Origin of the sequence: Caldicellulosiruptor diazotrophicus (assembly GCF_017347585.1) — a bacterium.
In the GTDB taxonomy this organism is placed as follows: domain Bacteria; phylum Bacillota; class Thermoanaerobacteria; order Caldicellulosiruptorales; family Caldicellulosiruptoraceae; genus Caldicellulosiruptor; species Caldicellulosiruptor diazotrophicus.
This window is the reverse complement of record NZ_AP024480.1, coordinates 2,362,328-2,381,760: the sequence shown is the minus strand read 5'-3', so window position 1 is coordinate 2,381,760 and position 19,433 is coordinate 2,362,328. Positions and strand designations below refer to the sequence as shown.

General features: G+C 32.2%; 19 protein-coding genes and 1 pseudogene. 10 read left to right on the top strand and 10 right to left on the bottom strand.

The genetic code is table 11. The features are described 5' to 3' along the window. Nucleotides 1-19: 19 nt before the first annotated feature. The 5 genes from CaldiYA01_RS11250 to CaldiYA01_RS11230 all read left to right on the top strand — a co-directional run bounded on the left by CaldiYA01_RS11250 (nucleotide 20) and on the right by CaldiYA01_RS11230 (nucleotide 6,811). On the top strand, nucleotides 20-1,099 hold the full coding sequence (locus tag CaldiYA01_RS11250) for a glycosyltransferase family 4 protein (RefSeq protein ID WP_207179806.1): 1,080 nt from the start codon (nucleotides 20-22) through the stop codon (nucleotides 1,097-1,099). A gap of 15 nt (nucleotides 1,100-1,114) precedes the next feature. Beyond that, the gene (locus CaldiYA01_RS11245; RefSeq protein WP_207179804.1) at nucleotides 1,115-1,960 is read left to right on the top strand and encodes a glycosyltransferase family 2 protein; all 846 of its coding nucleotides are present in this window, start codon (nucleotides 1,115-1,117) and stop codon (nucleotides 1,958-1,960) included. Nucleotides 1,961-1,996: 36 nt separating this feature from the next. Next, entirely contained in the window at nucleotides 1,997-2,200 is a 204-nt protein-coding gene (locus CaldiYA01_RS11240) for a hypothetical protein (RefSeq protein ID WP_238480531.1), read from the top strand. A gap of 572 nt (nucleotides 2,201-2,772) precedes the next feature. After that, on the top strand, nucleotides 2,773-6,465 hold the full coding sequence (locus tag CaldiYA01_RS11235; RefSeq protein ID WP_238480530.1) for a hypothetical protein: 3,693 nt from the start codon (nucleotides 2,773-2,775) through the stop codon (nucleotides 6,463-6,465). 208 nt (nucleotides 6,466-6,673) lie between these two features. Then, a complete protein-coding gene (locus CaldiYA01_RS11230) occupies nucleotides 6,674-6,811 on the top strand; it encodes a hypothetical protein (protein WP_207179798.1) in 138 nt (45 codons plus the stop codon). Nucleotides 6,812-6,872: 61 nt separating this feature from the next. Here the strand turns inward: CaldiYA01_RS11230 and CaldiYA01_RS11225 are convergent, their stop codons facing one another. From CaldiYA01_RS11225 to CaldiYA01_RS11215, 3 genes are all read right to left on the bottom strand, one after another. After that, the gene (locus tag CaldiYA01_RS11225) at nucleotides 6,873-7,208 is read right to left on the bottom strand and encodes a DUF2752 domain-containing protein (protein ID WP_207179796.1); all 336 of its coding nucleotides are present in this window, start codon (nucleotides 7,206-7,208) and stop codon (nucleotides 6,873-6,875) included. Between the two features lie 16 nt (nucleotides 7,209-7,224). Then, a complete protein-coding gene (locus CaldiYA01_RS11220) occupies nucleotides 7,225-7,617 on the bottom strand; it encodes a DUF4234 domain-containing protein (RefSeq protein ID WP_207179794.1) in 393 nt (130 codons plus the stop codon). 182 nt (nucleotides 7,618-7,799) lie between these two features. Beyond that, a complete protein-coding gene (locus tag CaldiYA01_RS11215) occupies nucleotides 7,800-8,972 on the bottom strand; it encodes a hypothetical protein (RefSeq protein ID WP_207179792.1) in 1,173 nt (390 codons plus the stop codon). Nucleotides 8,973-9,327: 355 nt separating this feature from the next. On the opposite strand from CaldiYA01_RS11215, the gene CaldiYA01_RS11210 reads away from it, so the two are divergent. Next, on the top strand, nucleotides 9,328-9,609 hold the full coding sequence (locus CaldiYA01_RS11210; RefSeq protein ID WP_207179791.1) for an SHOCT domain-containing protein: 282 nt from the start codon (nucleotides 9,328-9,330) through the stop codon (nucleotides 9,607-9,609). Between the two features lie 71 nt (nucleotides 9,610-9,680). On the opposite strand, the gene rbr is transcribed toward CaldiYA01_RS11210, so the two are convergent. The 5 genes and pseudogenes from rbr to CaldiYA01_RS11185 form a co-directional block, all read right to left on the bottom strand. Then, the gene (rbr, locus tag CaldiYA01_RS11205; RefSeq protein ID WP_207179789.1) at nucleotides 9,681-10,217 is read right to left on the bottom strand and encodes a rubrerythrin; all 537 of its coding nucleotides are present in this window, start codon (nucleotides 10,215-10,217) and stop codon (nucleotides 9,681-9,683) included. 24 nt (nucleotides 10,218-10,241) lie between these two features. Further along, complete coding sequence (locus CaldiYA01_RS11200) at nucleotides 10,242-10,652, bottom strand: Fur family transcriptional regulator (RefSeq protein ID WP_207179787.1); 411 nt, start codon at nucleotides 10,650-10,652, stop codon at nucleotides 10,242-10,244. A gap of 175 nt (nucleotides 10,653-10,827) precedes the next feature. Next, a pseudogene (locus tag CaldiYA01_RS11195) lies at nucleotides 10,828-12,495 on the bottom strand (glycoside hydrolase family 13 protein). Nucleotides 12,496-12,684: 189 nt separating this feature from the next. Beyond that, nucleotides 12,685-13,311 (bottom strand): glycerol-3-phosphate acyltransferase, encoded by a 627-nt coding sequence (locus CaldiYA01_RS11190; protein ID WP_207179785.1) that lies wholly within the window; start codon nucleotides 13,309-13,311, stop codon nucleotides 12,685-12,687. Between the two features lies 1 nt (nucleotide 13,312). Continuing rightward, a complete protein-coding gene (locus tag CaldiYA01_RS11185; RefSeq protein WP_207179783.1) occupies nucleotides 13,313-14,407 on the bottom strand; it encodes a glycosyltransferase in 1,095 nt (364 codons plus the stop codon). A gap of 315 nt (nucleotides 14,408-14,722) precedes the next feature. Between CaldiYA01_RS11185 and CaldiYA01_RS11180 the strand changes: the two genes are divergently transcribed. Both CaldiYA01_RS11180 and hydG read left to right on the top strand, forming a co-directional pair. Then, nucleotides 14,723-14,968: a TM1266 family iron-only hydrogenase system putative regulator gene (locus CaldiYA01_RS11180; RefSeq protein WP_207179781.1), complete on the top strand. Its 246-nt coding sequence runs from the start codon at nucleotides 14,723-14,725 to the stop codon at nucleotides 14,966-14,968. 21 nt (nucleotides 14,969-14,989) lie between these two features. Beyond that, nucleotides 14,990-16,423 carry a [FeFe] hydrogenase H-cluster radical SAM maturase HydG gene (gene hydG / locus CaldiYA01_RS11175; protein ID WP_207179779.1) on the top strand — a complete coding sequence of 478 codons (1,434 nt, stop codon included), beginning with the start codon at nucleotides 14,990-14,992 and terminating at the stop codon, nucleotides 16,421-16,423. 18 nt (nucleotides 16,424-16,441) lie between these two features. On the opposite strand, the gene CaldiYA01_RS11170 is transcribed toward hydG, so the two are convergent. Next, a complete protein-coding gene (locus tag CaldiYA01_RS11170) occupies nucleotides 16,442-16,828 on the bottom strand; it encodes a response regulator (RefSeq protein ID WP_207179777.1) in 387 nt (128 codons plus the stop codon). Between the two features lie 158 nt (nucleotides 16,829-16,986). On the opposite strand from CaldiYA01_RS11170, the gene CaldiYA01_RS11165 reads away from it, so the two are divergent. Beyond that, the gene (locus CaldiYA01_RS11165; protein WP_207179774.1) at nucleotides 16,987-17,709 is read left to right on the top strand and encodes a tRNA1(Val) (adenine(37)-N6)-methyltransferase; all 723 of its coding nucleotides are present in this window, start codon (nucleotides 16,987-16,989) and stop codon (nucleotides 17,707-17,709) included. Next, nucleotides 17,706-18,554, top strand: a complete 849-nt coding sequence (gene rsmI / locus CaldiYA01_RS11160; protein ID WP_207179772.1) for a 16S rRNA (cytidine(1402)-2'-O)-methyltransferase — start codon at nucleotides 17,706-17,708, stop codon at nucleotides 18,552-18,554. Before CaldiYA01_RS11165 ends, rsmI begins: the two co-directional genes overlap by 4 nt. Nucleotides 18,555-18,636: 82 nt before the next feature. On the opposite strand, the gene CaldiYA01_RS11155 is transcribed toward rsmI, so the two are convergent. Continuing rightward, a complete protein-coding gene (locus tag CaldiYA01_RS11155) occupies nucleotides 18,637-18,879 on the bottom strand; it encodes an AbrB/MazE/SpoVT family DNA-binding domain-containing protein (RefSeq protein ID WP_011917919.1) in 243 nt (80 codons plus the stop codon). Between the last annotated feature and the right edge of the window lie 554 nt (nucleotides 18,880-19,433).

The window sequence follows — 19,433 nt, the reverse complement described above, 5'->3', positions numbered from 1 at the left end:
AATATTGTGAGGGAGAAAAATGAAGACTATTTTAGTATTAACGCAAAGAGATATATGCCACAAAAAAGCTGGCGGTGCAGAAAGATATTTGTTTAATGTGCTAAGAGTGTTGAGTGATCATTACAAAATTACTTGTCTGTGTCAAAATGATGGTACTCAAAAAAATTATGAGATTTATGATAATATAACGTTTATTCGATTTAAAACTAATTTAATTAGCCTAATTTTTAAAGCAATGTTCTATTACAAAAAGAATAAGGAAAACATTGATTTAGTAATTGACCATACAAACACGCATCAGTTTTTCACTTTTTTATATGTTGCAAAAAATAAGAGATTATTAATAGTTCACCAGCTTACACTTGAGATTTGGGAATATTATTTTCCAAAGTACATTGGTAAAGTGCTCAAATTACTTGAAAAACTTCTTTGGCGTTTATCATCTGGAATGGCAGTAACAGTTAGTCAGTCAACTAAGGAGGACCTAAAGAGGCTTGGTTTCAAAGAGGAATTTTTATGGGTTATAAAAAATTCAATAAGACACAAGTATACTTCACTTCCCCATACAGATAAAGAAGATTATCTTGTTAGTGTAGGAAGATTAGTGCCCTATAAAAGATTTGAGGATGCAATTTATTTAGCAAAGAGACTTAATAGAAAAATATTTATTATAGGAGAAGGACAAGAGAGATATAAAAGAAAATTAAAAAATTATGCAAAGAGAATTAAAGCAGATGTAATTTTCACTGGATATATTTCTGAAGAAAAAAAACAGGAAATAATAGAGAAAGCCCACATGCATATTTTCCCCTCTATTAGAGAAGGTTGGGGGCTTGTAATAAGCGAAGCAGCTAACTTAGGGACACCTTCCTTAGTATATCCTGTTCCTGGTTGTCTGGATGCAACAAATTATGGGAAGGCTGGTTTTGTAACAAAGGAAGTAGGAAGAGATTATTTATTGGAAAAGTTTTTGAGTATTGATAGGGAAGAATATGAAAAGATGAGAATTTGTGCATTTGAATTTGCTTTACATCTTAACTATAATAAACAATGTGAAGAATTTTTACAGGCAGTAGGAAGCATAATAGATAATACATAAAGGGCTGGAACAATTATGAAACTGGGAATTTTGATAACCACATATAATGATGAAGATATTATTGTAAGATGTTTAGATTCTATCTATAACCAACTTGATGAAATAGATTTTCCAATTTATGTTGTATGCGTTGATGATGGTTCAGATTCACCTCTTATATATCCTCATTTTGATATTCTTAGGACTGAGCACAGGGGAAGAAGCTATGCAAGGATTGAGGGAGTGAAAAAAATTTTAGCTGAAAGTTGCACCCATTTCTTATTTTTAGATAGCGATATGGTCCTTCCACCTGGCTTTCTCAAAAAGTTGAAGACAGTGATTGAAAGTTATGATAGTGATGGGTTCATTATCCCTGAAGTAGCTTTTAGTAGTTACAACAACTTTTGGACAAAAGTTAAGGTTTTTGAGAGAAACCTATATAGGGTAAATTATTGTAGAGAGAGTGGGAACATTGAGGCAGCCAGGTTATGGAAAGTGGCATCGTTTCCTGGTTTTATTGAAGGTTTGGAAGCTTTTGAAGAGATTCAGCCAACAATTATAGGTATTAAAAATGGTTTAAAGGTTATAAAAATCCAGGAGATTTTTATTTTTCATGATGAAAAGAAAGTAACCTTCAAAGACTTATTAAGAAAAAAGAGTACCTACTTTAGTTGTATGGTTGATTCAGAGAAATGTTCAAAATGGGATATAATAAAGAGGTATTATTTCTTTCGTCCCCATCTTTACCATAAAGAAAATTTGAAGAAATACGTAAGACATCCAATTTTAGCGATTGGAGTTGTGCTGATGTACCTTATATTGACAATGAATTTTTTGTGGATAAGCTTATCAAGAAATTTAAATAAAAAAAAGGATGATTAAAATATGAGAAAAAGAAGGAGAAATATTATATATAAAGTGAAGCGAAAAAAATTTTTTATAAAAACACTTTTAGTTTCTATAATAATTGGAAGCTTTATTTTATTAGGATGGCATACAGTTGTAAAGTCAAGCAGTTGGTTTAAATCTATCATTATCGAAAACATGGGCTATAACTATGGAAAAGATTCAAATAGTGTTCAACCTTATGCGCCTAAAAAAACACATCCTCGAGAAAGATAAGCTAAAATTTTTAGAAGCAAATGGACGAGGGATAAGATAAAATGAAACAAGAAGAGGTATTTCAAAAGCAAAGGAAATTAGCTAAAGCTATTTCATTGATTACTGTAGTAGCAATCATCCTAATAGATACAAAGAATATTTGGTTAAATAATGGCTTTATTATATTTAGCGATCTTGATTTTAGTGGAATTAACGATAAAAGATATATTGAGAGAATATGGGGGATTTTTAACCCACATTTTTCTTCAGCTAATTTCTTCAATCTATCTCGTTTATTTTTTATACTTCCTTTTTATATCCTAAATTTTTTGCTATCATCTTTTTATAACCAAGCGATGCTTAAATTGATAATTTTGTTTTGTTTATTAATATCTGGCATAGGTATGTTTTTATTATGTGAATACCTATTATTAAAAACTCTCAAAGGTTTTCCTGATTATGTGCATTATTTTGGCTTAATAATACCAGCTGTGTATTATGCTTTAAATCCATGGGTTATATTCCGAATTCAACATATTTTTCTATTGAGTGGGTATAGTATGTTCCCCCTTATAATAATGGAATTTCTGAAATTGTTTGAAATAAAAATTTTTAACTTTCAGAAGGAAGTTGAAGGATATCAACAAAAAAGAAGAATTCAGAAAAAATACATTCCTATAAGTGAGAAAATAGCTCTTGATGATTTTTTTAAAATAGTTTTGTACTCCATGATTGGTTCTGCAGCTATTCACTACTTTTTCTTTTACATCATCTTTCTTACCATATTGTTTATAGGTATTATACTAAGAATATGGAAATTAAATAAGTATTATAAAGCAGTGCTTTTGTTTTACATAAGAAAATACCTTATAATGATTATTTTAATGATAATTGGGAATATATATTGGTTTTTAACATATTCAATAGCAATATTATTTATCAATATTGAACCTCAAAATGTGAATGTGGTTGATACACTTCAATTATTTTCACGAAATAGTTCTGTACAGAATGTTCTTTATTTAATTTCCTACTGGCTTCCATTTTTTAACTTAGAAATGTTTTTAGACAAAATGTTTTGGATTGCTGGAGGAGTCTTCCTGCTTATAATTGCATACATAATATTTTATCGCTTTGGGTGGCATTTTTATGTAAGACTTTTTACCATAGTAACAAGTTTTATAATCTTACTTTCTTTAGGAACAAATGTTGACCCATTAGCTGATATATACGTTAAAGTAGTAATGAATGTTCCGATAATAGGTCATATCTTTAGAGATCCTAACAAACTAGTAGGTGTACTGGCTTGTTTTTTGGCTATAATTTTGGGTTTTGGCATAGACAGAATAGTATTTTTTTTGCTAAATGCAGGCTTTGGTAGAAAATTTGCAGTAGCTTTTGTTATTGTTATGCTGATTTGTTTCTATTTCTATCAAAGACCAATTAAGATTTTTTACATTGACAATTATTACAAGGGTGTACCGATTCCTAAGGAATATAAAGAAATAAGTCAATATTACTCAAAAGATGGTAAAATATTATGGATACCTTCTATGGACAATATGGTGCTTTCAAACGGCATTTCAGCTTATAGATGGAATATAAACAAGGAAATGCCTGGTTTAATGAAAGCGGTTGGAGATTTTCATGTATATGCATCTTCTAAAAATACAATATTTCAACATGAAAATAATGTAGGAACAATTTCCTATTTTTATTCTTATTTACAACATCTACTGGACAAAGGTGGAACTGACAAGATAGGCAGATTATTAGAGCTTACAGGTTTCAATCAAGTGGCTTATCACAAGGATGTTCAAGATCAAGAAGAAAGGCAAGGGTTTAATCTTTTTATTTTGGGAAAGCAAAAGGAAGTTAAGTTAAGAAAGAAGTTAGGATTTATTTATCTTTACGATGTAAAGAAGAATTCTGATGACGTTCAGGTGAACATATACAATACCAAAGGATTGAATCATTTTGTTCAGCTCTTTGACTTTGAAAATATATTGGGGGCGAAAGGATATAATATAATTTGGTCTCAGGGCAAAAGGGAAAAGTTTGATCTTGAGAAAGTAAATTTAGTAGTAGGTGATAATAGGATTGATATTTTTCAACATATTCTGCCTGAGAAATATATGATTTCACTGTTCGATAAAATAAACACAGGAAATCCATATGTAGGCTGGGCCAAGTCAATGTGCAAGGAGTCAGACTGGTTTTGGATTCACAAAGTGAACAGTTTAAATCGTCTGCCATGGGATTATGATTATGGTGAAGGATTTATATTCACGTATACACCTTATACAGTGGAACTTCCTACATATAAGTTAAATAAAAATGTTGGGGAGCTTATACTCAACTCTAATGATATTGTAAAAACAGATTTTTTTGAAATTGACAAAGAGGAGACTAATTTTAAACTTGAGATTACAAAAGATGTAATGGGCAATAGCATCTTAGCGGCGGAAGTTGCTCCAAAGAAATTTATTGGCAATGTTTTCTGGAAAATTGCAAGGTCAAAACTTATGTCAGTAAAACCTGGATATATAAGTCTTCGAGCAGTGGTTTCAGGTGTAAATGCTGGAAAAGTTCATTTCAAGCTTAAATTTTTCAATGAAAACATGAATGAATTGGGGGTAGTTTATGGGAGTGTTCCCGGAGAAGTAGCTGAGTTCAATAAAGCGCTTATAAATACCAATGCTGTTGTCCCCCCTGCAACAAAGTATATGAGAGTAGAGCTTTGGTTACTTGAAGATCAAAAAACACCGGTATATTTTTGGATACATGACTTTGAGTTGAGATATTTTTCAAGCATTTCATCTAATGAACTGAAAATAAAAGTTCCTTCATATATTAAAGGAAAGTACCACCTTTATGTTAGAGCTCTGGTAAATGAGAATGGAGGAGTGGTTAAAATAAATGATGCCAAAATAAATTTAAAAGGTGATGAGAACCAGTTTAAATGGTTGTATGTTGGTAAATATACCAGAGACACGATTGTTATAAGACCAGAGGAAGGCTTTGTACTGTTAAACCTTCTTTGTGTTTTACCTGATTGGTTTTATAAAAAAATTCAGAGTATGGACTTGAAGAGTAAACAAGCAATTGTATTGTTTAGTAATGAATTTGCATTAGAGGAAGGTTTTAAAATTAAAGGTTTAGAGAATTACTATGTTCATCCAAATTTTGTTGACAGTATGGTGGATGTAGTAGGTAGTGGGATTTATACCAAGAAAATAGATATACTGAGAAACGACAGTTATAGACTGTATTTTGTAGGAAACATTACTAGTAAAGTAGCAATAGTGTTGAAAGACAATGATAATAAAGTTGTAAAATTTGGGTATTTGAAATTTTTAAAATCGATTAATAATAATTTTAATGGCATAAGATTTTACGTTTCGAACAAACCTTATTCATATTTTTTAAGTATTGAAAAAGAAAAAAATCCAAAATGGAGTTCACAGTTATATGGTATTGACCTTGGTTTTCTGAAAAAAGGACAATATACCTTAGAGATAAAGCTTGAAAATGGAATAAAATCTTTAACAGCCCCTGAGGATATTCATGTTTTGCATCCCGAAGAGGTTAAGGTTAATTTAAAAGTAGATGATACTCTTTATATATTGATTTCAAACATTCTCCAAGAATCTGTGACAACTCAAAAAAAAGGAAATAAAATATTTAGCAGTAAGTATTCAGACATATATTCTGATAAGGTAAAATACTGGCTGATATATGGAACAAAACAAATAAAGTCAAAAAAGAACGAATTGTACTATGTAGACTTTGATATTGAAGCAAAAGGAATGGCTGAAGTTAGTGCCAAAATTTTATTTATGGACAAGAATAAAGTTCTTTACGATAGCCAATTTATTGACATATTTAATAATAGAGGACAAAGCATATTTTCACCTAAAAGAGATGGTTTTGTCCAGATAGTATTTTTTGTGCGTAGTAACGGCAAAGAAGATGGTGTGTTTGAATTAAAACAAATTAGGTTACTAGAGGTAAGCAAAATGAACAAATTTTCATCAGTAGTAATATTGCCATATAATGTAGATAATAGTAACAAATTGAATATATTAAAAGAAGCCTATAATCCTCTATGGACAAACAACAGTGAAAAAGCAAAACAAGTAAACATTTTCTTGAATGGTTTTTACACTCAAAGCAGCAAATACATATTTGGTCAAAAAATACAGATAGCTTATGTGTTTGGTTTATTATTGTCAATTGTATATATTGCAATGAATTTATGTGTATTATTAAGGAGGAGAAAATAAATGCACTGTTTAATATGTTAGTAATGACATTTAATAACATGTTATTTTTTTTAACAATCTATTACGACAAAAAAGAGATATATTGCATTAAATTTTTATCTAGGTTGTCGGATTGTAAAATAATATTAAAAAAGATATATTTACATTTTTATTGGAATTTTTTGCACTTACTTTATGTTGAACGGGTTCAATTTGGAGTTAAATTGTGATGCATTTTACAGTTAATTCTCTTGCTGTTATTGTAATCTTGTTTTCTGATTCGGCTAATTTAAACCAAGAAGCTTTACCAATAGAACTTATTTTGTTTTTGATAATTGGAATTATTTTAATTGTACATAGCAATTAAACATTTTCTTTCTGTTAAATCAAGGTCTCAAAATAATTTTAAGATGGGAATAAGATATGTTTTAGTAGAATAGATGCTGTAATAAACGTCCAAGTAGAGAATTTTCTTCAAAATCTAAAGGAGGAACATTAGGAAAGAAAAAGATCATTCGGATTATCCAAACAAAAAGAAAGAGTCTAATAATTATTTTGAGTGATTTATTTTTCCAGACATCAAAATCTTGCTTGGATTTTCTAACTTTAAAAATAGCATATATTAAAGGATATAAAATTACTACCACCCACAACGGGTGGTAGTAAAATGCAGCCAACAAATCTCCTTTTAACACAGCTAATAAAGCTCTTGTCATACCACAACCGGGGCAGGAGATTCCCCATATATTTCGAAACGGACACATTTCATTACTCCTTGTTTTAAAAAGTATTAGTTGTTGAAATAACTGAATCATTTTTGTGACTTTCAAATTCCCACACTTTATTTAGGCTTGCTTGGAGAATCATAGAGCTTATAATTCCAAGCCCCAAGATAGCAAGAATAAGGTTTATAACAGCATTATCTTCTGGAGGCAGACCAGCTTTCTGTTGACATTCAACAGCAATTTTGCTATATTTGTAAATCCAATAAAACCAATAAAGACCACATGTAATTATGCTAAATAAAAGTTCAAGGCCTGGGCTTATAGTTTTCTTTTCCAAATACTGTTGAGTTTCCTTAGAGATTGCATAAATCCAGTATAAGTAATAAATACCCAAAGTAATTATTGAAAATATCAACACACCCACAACAGATCTTTTTTTACCAGGCATAAAAATCCTCCTTTTAATCACAGTATGTAGTTATAAAGAATTATAGCATTTTTTCTTGTCGAAAAAGCGAAAAATATGTCAAATTTTAAGATTTAATTGAGAATAAAACAAAAAAAACGGAGCTGCTTTTTGAAAAAGTTATAGCAGCCCCTTTAATTTTCTGAAAACTTATAAACACAACCCTACATTTTCATTTCTGCTATTGGCAATCCTAGTTTTTTGAATATATTTTCCACATTCTTCTGCATCTTTTCAAAATCTTTTTCAGTCAGCTTTGTCATATCAGCACCTTTTGATATATCAATTTTGGGCACTTTTATGTTTGCATTCAAAGAATTTATAACACCTTTTATGTCAAACATAATCTTAAAATCATTGGAGTCTTTTAAGTAAAAGTATAATCTTTCACCTTTTAAGTTATTCTTATCGTCTATCATCATTCTGTACTGAAGAGTAAAAGGTGGAATCTGAGACTTTACTTCATCAATGGCATAAACAGCACTATTAACAGCTTGAGTATAGTTTTGGTTTACCTGATTTAAGATTTCGCCAATATCTAAATCCTCAGTGTTAAAATCTTCTCCATCAGGTAGCATCTGTGTCTGAATAATTGCTTTTGAATCTTCAAGTATTAGTTTTAAAACTTGAAGTATAAACTCTTTTGTTTTAGCGTCATTTGCTGCTTTTGTTAAAATCGCTTTTATAATTTCTAAGCTTGAGTTTTTGTTAAATTCAAAAATGACTTCGCTACAGCTCTGTTTTTTACCATCGCTGAAGACAACTTCCACTTTTTTGTCAGAAGACTTAACAGCAGCTGCAAGTTTTGGCAAAAGAATTGTGGTATAACTTGCTACTAGCTCTTGAAGCTGTTTATTAGTCCTTACATCAAACAATTTTGTGTATTTCTCAACATCAACTTGAATAGGCATGTTTTTGTTGTCATCGTTGAGTTTTACATACAAGGGTTTGGAATAAATTTGTGGGAAATTGTAAGCAGCCAATTCTTTGTTGACGTAAACAGAACCACTTAAGACTTGTTTGTTATCGTAATACAAACTTAGTACCATATTAGTTTCATAGTTGTAAACATCTGCTATAACCCTTGCTTTTATATACATTTTCTTTAAAAACTCTTCCAATTTCTTATCCTCTGCTGTTGCATTTTTGCCTGCGGAGAATCTAAAATCAATTCTTATTTCTTCATCAACCGTTTTTGCGTTTTGTGCCTGCAGGTAAGCAATTCCCGCCTTGAAAAGAAGCGTAGAATTTGTTTGAGAATATGCAACGGAAGAAATCACAAAACTTAAAGAAACTACAAATGTAATGAGCAGCTTTATTGCTCTCTTTAGTTTCAAAAAAATTACCCCCTCGTGTATTTTTAGGAATTAAATATATGTTAAGTATATCCAAAAAATCTTCTACTGTCAATAATTTTTTGAAATAACAGATAAATACGTCAAAGAATAAATACTAATCACTCAATTTTACTTTATCTACCATATAGATTTTGTATTGGCTTTTTACAAATTTCTTATTTTCCGAATAAATATATATAACAAGAGTTACTAAATCCAAAATTACTTCTAAAACTACCTTTATCACTAAATGAATTTTACACATTTTTTACAATTTAATCATACTTTCTTCATATTAATGGGGTATTATAAATAACGTAAATCACAAGCTATTTGAAAGGAGATGACAATTACAATGATGAGACATTTTTATAACGACTTTGATGGTCTTTGGGGACTTCATATGATAGGAGGTTTTATTGTGGGTATTTTATTTTTAATAGTATTAGTTGTTGTAATAATTTATGCTATTAACAAATTTAGTCAATTGTACATGCAAACAAAGAAAAATAATTTGCAATCTTTTTCACCAGAAGACGAAGCGCTTAAGATTTTAAATATAAGATTTGCAAATGGTGAGATAACTGAAGAGGAGTATGAAAGAAAAAAACGATTAATTCAGAGTAAACAGCTTTAAAAAATTTAAAGGCTGCCACCTGCTATTTTGACCAGTTCAATCCAAGGGCAAGTGGCAGCTTTGAAAAGTTTTTAATAATTATCAGCTCTTAGTTCGAAAAATGACTGTGGATGTTTGCAGGTTGGACATACCTTTGGAGCTTCTTTCCCAACATGCACATAGCCACAGTTTCTGCACTTCCAAACGACAACATCATCTTTTACAAATACCTTACCGTTTTCAACATTTTCAAGGAGTTTTCTATATCTTTCTTCATGTTTTTCTTCAACCTTTGCAACAAATTCAAAAGCAATTGCTATCTCTTCAAATCCTTCTTCTCTTGCAACTTTTGCAAACTCTTTGTACATCTCAGCCCATTCGTAATGTTCGCCTTCTGCAGCAGTTTTGAGGTTTTCTTGGGTGTTGCCAATTCCGTTTAAAAACTTGAAAAATAGCTTTGCGTGTTCCTTTTCATTTTCAGCTGTCTCTTCAAATATCGCAGCAATCTGTTCATATCCTTCTTTTCTTGCCTGTGATGCAAAATAAGTATACTTGTTTCTTGCCTGAGACTCACCAGCAAATGCCGCCCATAAGTTCTTTTCTGTCTGTGTTCCTTTCAAATCTTTCATTTCAAAACTCAACCTCCCAACAACTTAGTTATTTTTATTTTTACAATAAGGGCAGATGCCCTTATAGTAGACATAAATCTCATCAACAACAAATTCAGAAGAAAGAGAAGATTGAATAGAATCTGGTTTTACTGAGAAATCATAAATTTTGCCACAGCTTTTGCATTGAAAATGACCGTGCACTGATGTATCAGCATCAAAGCGTGCAATATTTTCTTCAATTGTAATTATCTGTGCAAGCCCTTTTTCTACAAATAAACTCAAAGTGTTGTACACAGACGTTTTTGAAAGTGTAGGAATCTCAGCAACCAAGCTACTGTAAATTTCATCTACTGTTGGATGAGTTTTGTTGTTCGACAAGTATTCATAAACCTTAAGCCTTATTAGCGATGGTTTTATTCCCTTTTGTAATAACTTGCTTTTTAAAAATGCCAAATCAGAAATTTTTACTTCCCCCTTATAGATTTTATTTTAGATTGTACTTATTACATTTTTATTATATTTTCAATATTGAAATTTGTCAAGAATAATTTTTTTAAAAAGTAAAGAGGGCTGTTGTTTCAAACTTCTTTAACCCTTTTCAAACAGCCCTCTTATAAAGTTCTCCTTTTTATATTTTATATACCCTTGCTTCGAATGGCTTTAAAACGATTTTTTCTTGAATATTATCATCAACCTCATAATTGCTTATTAAAAGTTCAGGTTTTTGAGTGAATATTTCTTTTGGTGCTAAAAACTCACCTTCTTCTTCAGAAAAGTTCATGATAACAAGAAGCCTTTCATCTTCATAGTTTCTTGTATATGCAAAAATCTTTTCATCGTCCTCATAAAGCATTTGTACATCACCATATACAATGACAGGATGCTTTTTTCTAAGTTCAATTAGTTTTTTATAATAGTAAAACACCGAATTTTTATCTTCCAAAGCTTTTTTAACATTTATTTCCTTATAATTTGGATTTACCTTGATCCATGGGGTGCCTTTTGTAAATCCTGCGTTTTCAGAATCATCCCACTGCATTGGTGTTCGTGCATGGTCTCTGCTTCTTTTGTTTAAGATTTCTAAAAGCTCTTCATCTGATTTTCCAAGCTTTTTCATCTCTTTGTACCAGTTGAGTGTTTCAATGTCTCTGAACTCATCAATACTTTCAAACTTGCAGTTTGTCATACCAATCTCTTCGCCTTGGTAAATATAAGGAGTTCCCTGCCATGTGTGAAGCAGGGTTGCTAAAAGCTTTGCAGACTCAACCCTGTACTCTTTGTCGTTTCCAAAGCGTGAGACCATCCTTGGCTGGTCATGGTTGTTAAGGTAAAGCGAATTCCAGCCCTTGTCTTTTAATGCCAAATACCACTTGTACATTATCTTTTTCAAATCAGTGAGTTTCCAAGGCTTTACATTCCACTTGCTGCCGCTGCAGTCCATATCCATGTGCTCAAAATGAAAGAGCATATTAAGCTCATTTCTGTCATACTCTACATACAGCTTTGCAATCTCAGGAGATACAAATGGAGTCTCTCCCACTGTCATTATGTCGTATTTAGAAAGTACTTCTCTGTTCATCTCCTGAAGATATTCATGCACCCTTGGACCGTTGGCATAGTATTTAAAACCTATCAAACCTCCATGATTTTCATCTGAGTCATCTGGCAGTCCTTCAACTTTCGAAATAAGATTAATTACATCCATTCTAAAACCATCTATGCCTTTATCAAGCCACCATTTCATCATTTTGTAAATTTCTTGTCTGACTTTTGGATTGTCCCAATTGAGGTCTGGCTGCTTTACAGCAAAAAGGTGAAGATAATATTCTCCTGTCAGGTCATTGTATTCCCAAGCAGGACCACTGAAAAATGATGTCCAGTTATTAGGAGGCCCTCCATTTTTGCCAGGCCGCCAGAAATAAAAATCTCTGTAAGAATTGTCTTTTGATTTTCTGGACTCCAAAAACCATTTGTGTTCATCAGATGTGTGGTTCACTACAAGGTCCATTACAATTTTAATTCCTCTTTTGTGGGCTTCATTCAAGAGCCTATCAAAATCTTCCATTGTACCAAACTCATCCATGATGTCATAGTAATCACTGATGTCATAACCATTGTCAGCGTTTGGAGATTTGTAGATGGGATTTAGCCAAATGACGTCTACTCCAAGCTCTTGAAGATAATCAAGTTTTTCTATTATTCCTGACAAATCTCCAATTCCATCACCATTTGAGTCATAAAAGCTTCGAGGATAGATTTGATATACAACAGCTTCCTTCTACCACTTTTTTAGCAATGTAAATTCCTGCTCCTTTCAATAAAGTGTGGTATATCAATAGTATAACATAAATTTTACAAAAACAGTAGACATTACTTGCTATACTAAACATTTTCAAGACAAAAGATACTAAACTATTCTTTTGAGGAAAAAAAATTTATCAAAAATTAAGCAAGAAAGCTCCATCTTCTGTAAGATGGAGATGAATTACTTTTTTATTTCATGTTCTTTATCAGTAAGAGAAATATAAAAGGTAGCAAGTTTTTCCCTGTTCTTGTATATCATAACAATCAGATTTAAAAACCACAAAGTAAGAAGATAAACAGAAAAGTTGTTTAAATATAAATATGCACCGACAATTGTAAAACCAAGTACTACCATAAAAGCATCCTCTTGTGTTGTTGTACGGCCACCATGCTTTAGCTTTTTCGCTATTAAAAAGAGCAGGGCAAGTACTACCGCATAGAAGAGAGAAACCCTAAAACGAGTTGTAGCACTCCACACTCCAAATGTAGTTGCAATTGTTTTTCCACCTCTGAACCTTAGAAAAGGTGAAAATGCATGGCCCAAGATGGGTGCAATTGCAGCAGGGATAATATATGACTTTGGCAGGTATCCCTTTTCAACAAAATAAACAAGGGGAAAATAACCTTTTGCAAAATCGAGAAAAACTCCCAAAAGCCCAATTTTAATACCAGCTGCCTGAATTAGGTTAAAAGCTCCTGGATTTCCGTCACCAACCGCTGTTATGTCTTTTTTGAAAAGCTTTCCAAGCCAGTAAGAGAACATTAACGACCCACAAAAGAATTCTAAAAGAGTAATTGCTGCAAGCATCTTACTTTCCTCCTACCTGTACTTGTCTTCCTTTCCACCATACACTTCCTGAAAATTTAACCTGGTAAAATGAATATAAAACTATATAAAGGAAAAAAGCTGTTGATACAAAATGAAAAAGAGGTATTACAATTCCGAAATTCCCTATGTATCGTTGAAGGTAAAGTATCTGAACAAAATAAAGTAAGTATGAAAACAGAAATATTCTAAGCAAATGATGATGAGAAAAAAACAGAAATGGTGTTAAAAACCCAGAAAGCGATAGACCTAAGACCCACAGGGCAATTAAAAATACTGTCTTTTTTTGCAAAAGCTGCATTGAAAGAGCAGCACTCTTTGCAATACCATGAATTTGACTTTTTATACCATTTGGATACATTCTAAACCAGACTGTGTCAATGCCAAGATAATTTTCTATATTGATGTTAAAACTACTCAAGCGTTTGCCAAGGCTCAAATCGTCTGTAATCTTATAGCAGATGCTTTTATGTCCACCTATCTTTTGGTAATCATCACGAAAAAGTGCAATGCATGAACCATAGAGTCCTTTTTGTTTACTTTTTCTCTCATATGGCGAGGTGAAAGCAAAAACACCAAGTATATTAACAATCATACACAGCTTTTCATATAGTCTTTCAGTTTTATGATATGGAATTACAGAAATTGCGCCTTTGGACTTAATTAGCGCTTTGATAATCTTTTCAATGCCATCTTTAGAAAGCCGAACATCGGCATCTAAAAAGATTAGAATTTCTCCTGATGAGTGCAAATATCCATTCCATAAAGCCCAGTTTTTTCCTGTCCAACCGCTTGGAATTGGTGGATTGTCAATTACTTTCACATTAAATCTTTTTGCAATCTCCTTTGTTTTATCTTCAGAAAAATCATTTACAACTATTACTTCGTATGGTTTTAAAGACTGTCTTTTAAGTGAATCAAGCAAGAAAGGAAGGTTTTTTTCTTCATTTCGAGCGGGGATAATAACTGAAACTTTTACATCTGGCAATTCAGTAGTTTCTTCTTGGTCTAAGGAAATTTTTGCAAAGAGAATAAAACCTACTGTCCAACATATTAAAAGTAAAAATAAAACAGTCATTTTGTTCCAACTCCTTTGCTACTATTTTATTGTTTTTAATTTACTATAATTATATCATCATATACTGGTTGTTTGAAATCAAAAAGATAATTTAGTATCTAGGAAGGTTAAAATAGTGTTTTAATTTAGAAAAAAGTATGTTACAATATTAACAAACAGAATATTTAATCCTGACTTAGAGGGCAAAGTAGCCTGATAAGGAGGGGAGTGGATTGGGAAAAGCTAAAATAGAACTTGCATCCACCTCTTTTGGATAAAACTTTGTGGAAAGTCAGGAGAGGTGGATTTATTTTTTGGAGAGGAACGGTGGTAATAATGGAAAGGCGAATTGGCGTTATTGGAATTGTGGTTGAAAACAGAAAAGAGGTGTCAGATAAGCTCAACAAAATCTTAAGCGATCATGGTGATATTATTGTTGGGAGGATGGGTATACCATATAAAGAAAGAGGGCTTTGTGTTATTTCTCTTATAGTTGATGGAACAACTGATGAGATTGGTGCACTCACAGGAAAGCTTGGGAGTTTGCTTGGTGTAAAGGTAAAGAGTGCTCTTACAAAATAAAGAATTGGAGTGTGGTTTTAGATGTTTAAAAAGGACCAGTGGGAAAGATGTGAATTCATAAATGACCAAATGGTTTTTGAAATTCTTGAAAAGGGGAAGAAAAACCTTGATAAGGCAGAGAATATAATTCAAAAAGCATTGAATCTGAATGGGCTTGAACCTCATGAGGTTGCAACCCTTCTTAATATAGAAGATAAAAGTGTTTTAGAAAAGCTTTTTAATGCGGCAAGACAGGTAAAGGAAAGAATTTATGGCAAGAGAATTGTTCTTTTTGCTCCGCTTTACATCAGTAACTTTTGCATAAACAACTGTCGCTACTGCGGATATCACAGGTCAAACACAAAGATGAAAAGAAGAAAGCTTACCATGGATGAGATACGTAAAGAGGTTGAGATAATTGAATCTCTTGGGCACAAAAGAATTGCTCTTGAACTTGGCGAAGACCCAAAAGAAGCGCCAATTGAATATGTCGTAGATGCCATAAATACCATATACTCTGTTTACAAAGAAAAAGGTAATATAAGAAGAGTGAATGTCAACATTGCAGCAACAACAATAGAAGAGTACAGAATACTAAAAGAAGCAAAAATAGGCACTTATGTACTTTTCCAGGAAACATACCACAGGCCAACATATGAATACATGCATCCTGAAGGTCCCAAATCAGATTACGATTGGCATGCGATGGCAATGGACAGAGCTATGCAGGCAGGAATCGACGATGTTGGTTTAGGAGTTTTGTTTGGGCTTTACGATTACAAGTTTGAAGTTGTAGGATTGATTTTACATGCAAAGCATCTTGAAGAAAGGTTTGGAGTAGGACCACATACAATCTCTGTGCCAAGGATTAGACCTGCCGAAGGTGTTGAGGTGACAAAAGAAAGGTATCCTTACCTTGTTTCTGATGATGAGTTTAAAAAGATTGTTGCAATAATTCGACTTGCCGTGCCCTACACTGGCATGATTTTATCTACCCGTGAAAGACCAGGTTTTAGAGAAGAGGTAATTGACCTTGGGATATCGCAAATAAGCGCTGGGTCATGCACAGGTGTTGGTGGCTACACACTTGAATATGAAGGAAAATCCACGGGTGATTTAGATAAAGATCTTGCACAGTTTGAGGTTGAAGATAAGAGAAGTCCTGATGAGGTCATAAGAACTCTTTGCGAGGCAGGTTATATTCCAAGCTACTGCACAGCATGCTACAGGAGAGGAAGAACTGGGGATTTGTTTATGCAATATGCAAAGACAGGTGACATTCAAGACTTTTGTACACCAAATGCGCTTTTAACTTTTATGGAGTATTTGGAAGACTATGGCTCTGAGAAAACAAAAGAGATTGGGCGAAAGATTATATATGAGAGCTTGAATCAAATAAAGGATGAAAAAATGCGTAAAGAAACTGAAAAGAAACTTGAGATGATAAAAAAAGGTGTAAGAGATTTATATTTTTAATACTAATCAAGAATGGGGCTAATGTATAGCCCCATTTTTACTGCTCTGTTCTTGTTTAATTTGGTTCAAAACATGTTCAATTGCTAATTTGGAAAATGGCTTTTTGATGAATTCAAATGCTCCACATCTTTTTGCTTCTTTTTCAATATCTGGCTGAGAGATTGCCGAAATTATTATGACATATGTATCTGGTAAGATATTCTTTATAATTCTTGTTGCAGTAAGTCCGTCAATATCAGGCATTGTTATGTCAAGCGTTATGATATCAGGTTTTAAATCTTCGATTTCTTCAATGAGCTGTGATGCAGATGAAAATTCTGCAATAACGTGATGCCCGAGTGAAGTGAATATCTCTTTTAAAATTTGCCGGATAAACTGGGCGTCGTCAACTATACAAACCTTCATAACAAATCTCCTCTTTTTGAGATTGTCAAATATTTTCAAGGGCACTATAATATATTATAATGCTTTTACTAAAAAAAACAACACTAATTGAATAAAATTTTTTCATCTGAATAATGACTTTGTTAAATTATCAATTTTGCAGGCAAAGAGGTAGAACTATGCTTAGGAAGGAAAATTTAAAGATAGGAAACTATTATATATATCAAGATACAGATTACTTTCTATATGGCACAGATGCTGTTGTATTAAGTGATTTTATCCAGATAAAGAAAAATGATGTTGTAGTAGAATTTGGTACTGGTAATCTTATAATTCCGATTTTGCTTTGGGCAAAAGGTAAAAAATTCAAAAAACTTTATGCGCTGGAGATTCAAAAAGAAGTTTGTGAACTTGCTGTGCTAAACAGAAATATCAATAATCTTCAGGATAAGATTGAGGTGATTAATGCTGATTTAAAAGATGCTCTCAAGATTTTTGGTTCTGAGTTTGCAAATGTAGTATTTACAAATCCGCCTTATCGAAAAGTAAATAGTGGAACCATAAATCCAAATATCAAAAAAGCTATTGCAAGGCATGAAATTATGTATACAATTGAAGATGTTGTGAGAAGTGCAATGCAGATTCTAAAATTTGGTGGGCGTTTTTATATGGTCTACAGAAGTGATAGACTTACAGATGCACTATACTATCTGAGACATTACAAGTTGGAACCAAGCCTTATACGATTTGTTCACCAAAACAAAGTGAAAGAATCTTCGCTTGTATTGATAGAGGCAAAAAAAGGTAAACAGTGTTCATTGGTGGTTGACAAACCGCTATTTATTGATGAAATGGAATATTACCTTGAGACTCAAAATAGCTGTGAGGATGAAACAAAATGATGGGAAAACTCTTTATTGTCGGAACACCAATTGGGAATTTAGATGACATATCAAAACGTGCCATAGACACTTTAAATTCGGTAGACTTTATTGCATGTGAGGATACACGGGTCACTATAAAGCTTTTGAACCATTTTGGGATAAAAAAGAAACTTGTTTCTTTTCATGAGTTTAGCCCAAAAGAAAAAGAAGAGAAAATTATACATGAATTGAAAAGTGGCAAGAAGATTGCCCTTGTGTCTGATGCAGGAATGCCTCTTATTTCAGACCCTGGGTATGAATTGGTAAGAAGGTGCATAAAAGAGGGTATAGAGGTTACAGTGGTGCCAGGTCCTTCTGCTTTTGTATGTGCTTTAGTGGTCTCAGGGCAGAACACATACAGTTTTGTGTTTGAAGGATTTTTGCCCAAAAATAAAAGGGCTAAGAGAGAAAAGCTTGAAAGCTTAAAGTATGAAAAGCGTACTCTTATATTTTATGAGGCACCTCACAAGCTTTTGGATACGCTTTCTCAGATGGCTGAAATTTTTGGAGTGGACAGAGAGATAAGTATTGTTAAAGAAATAACAAAGATGCATGAGAGCATTATGCTCACAACTTTGGGCAATGCAGTAGAATTCTTTAAGCAAAGTCCTCCAAAGGGTGAATATGTGCTTGTTGTGAGAGGCTATGAAGATTCTAAAGAGAAAATACAAGATGACAATGCTGAACTTATAAAAGAAAGGCTCAAAGAAAAGCTTTTGCAAGGATTTTCCAAAAAAGAGGCAACAAAGATGGTGGCGGAGGAGCTGAATTTGTCTAAGAACAAAGTATATAAGATTATGATTGAAAGCAATGAGTTTAAATGAAAATGAAAAAGAATAGAGGGCAGAATAAATTTTTCTGCCCTCTATTCTTGTAGTGTTGGTCTATCTATCTTCTTTTTCTAAATTAGCTCTTTTTGAGTTCTTCCATGCAGTCTTTGCAGATATTCTTGCCCTTGTAGTAGATGACATCCTTTGCATTTCCACAGAAAATACAAGCTGGCTCATACTTTCTGAGGATTATTTTGTCGCCATCAACAAAGATTTCAAGAGCATCCTTCTCAGCAATGTCAAGTGTTCTTCTAAGTTCAATAGGAAGAACTATTCTGCCAAGTTCGTCAACCTTTCTTACAACGCCTGTTGATTTCATTTCAAATCTTCCTCCTTTCAACAAATTTCGACATTTTTCTTACATTGCTATTATACCATCGTTACAATTTTATGTCAAGGATTTTTTAAATCTTTTTACAATAAATTTTATTCAAGCAAACAATAGCTTTTGTAGGGTTTATGTGTTCAAAAAAGATACGCTGCTTGTTTTCTTTTTTTATACTAAAATTCGATTAAATCAGTATTTATTATATGATACAGATTAATAAAGAACAAGAAAATATAGACTGGGAATAATGTTTTAAACGATAATTAATAAATTTTCGACACGATTCGACAGATTAGAAACGGTATCAAATTTTGAAATGGGTAATTTTAACGTTAGATCTTAGGTGCAACTTGTTCACATACAAGTTTTTAATAAAATACTCACAAAAAATATTGACTAGTAAACGCTTACGATATATTATATAAACAAAAGAAAGCCAATTTTTAATATATTCAATTTTGAAAAAGGTTACAAACCAATTTACATGAAGATTTTATAGGTTAAATTGCCCAATTTCTTAATAAATAAAGTTTGGGCAAAATTGC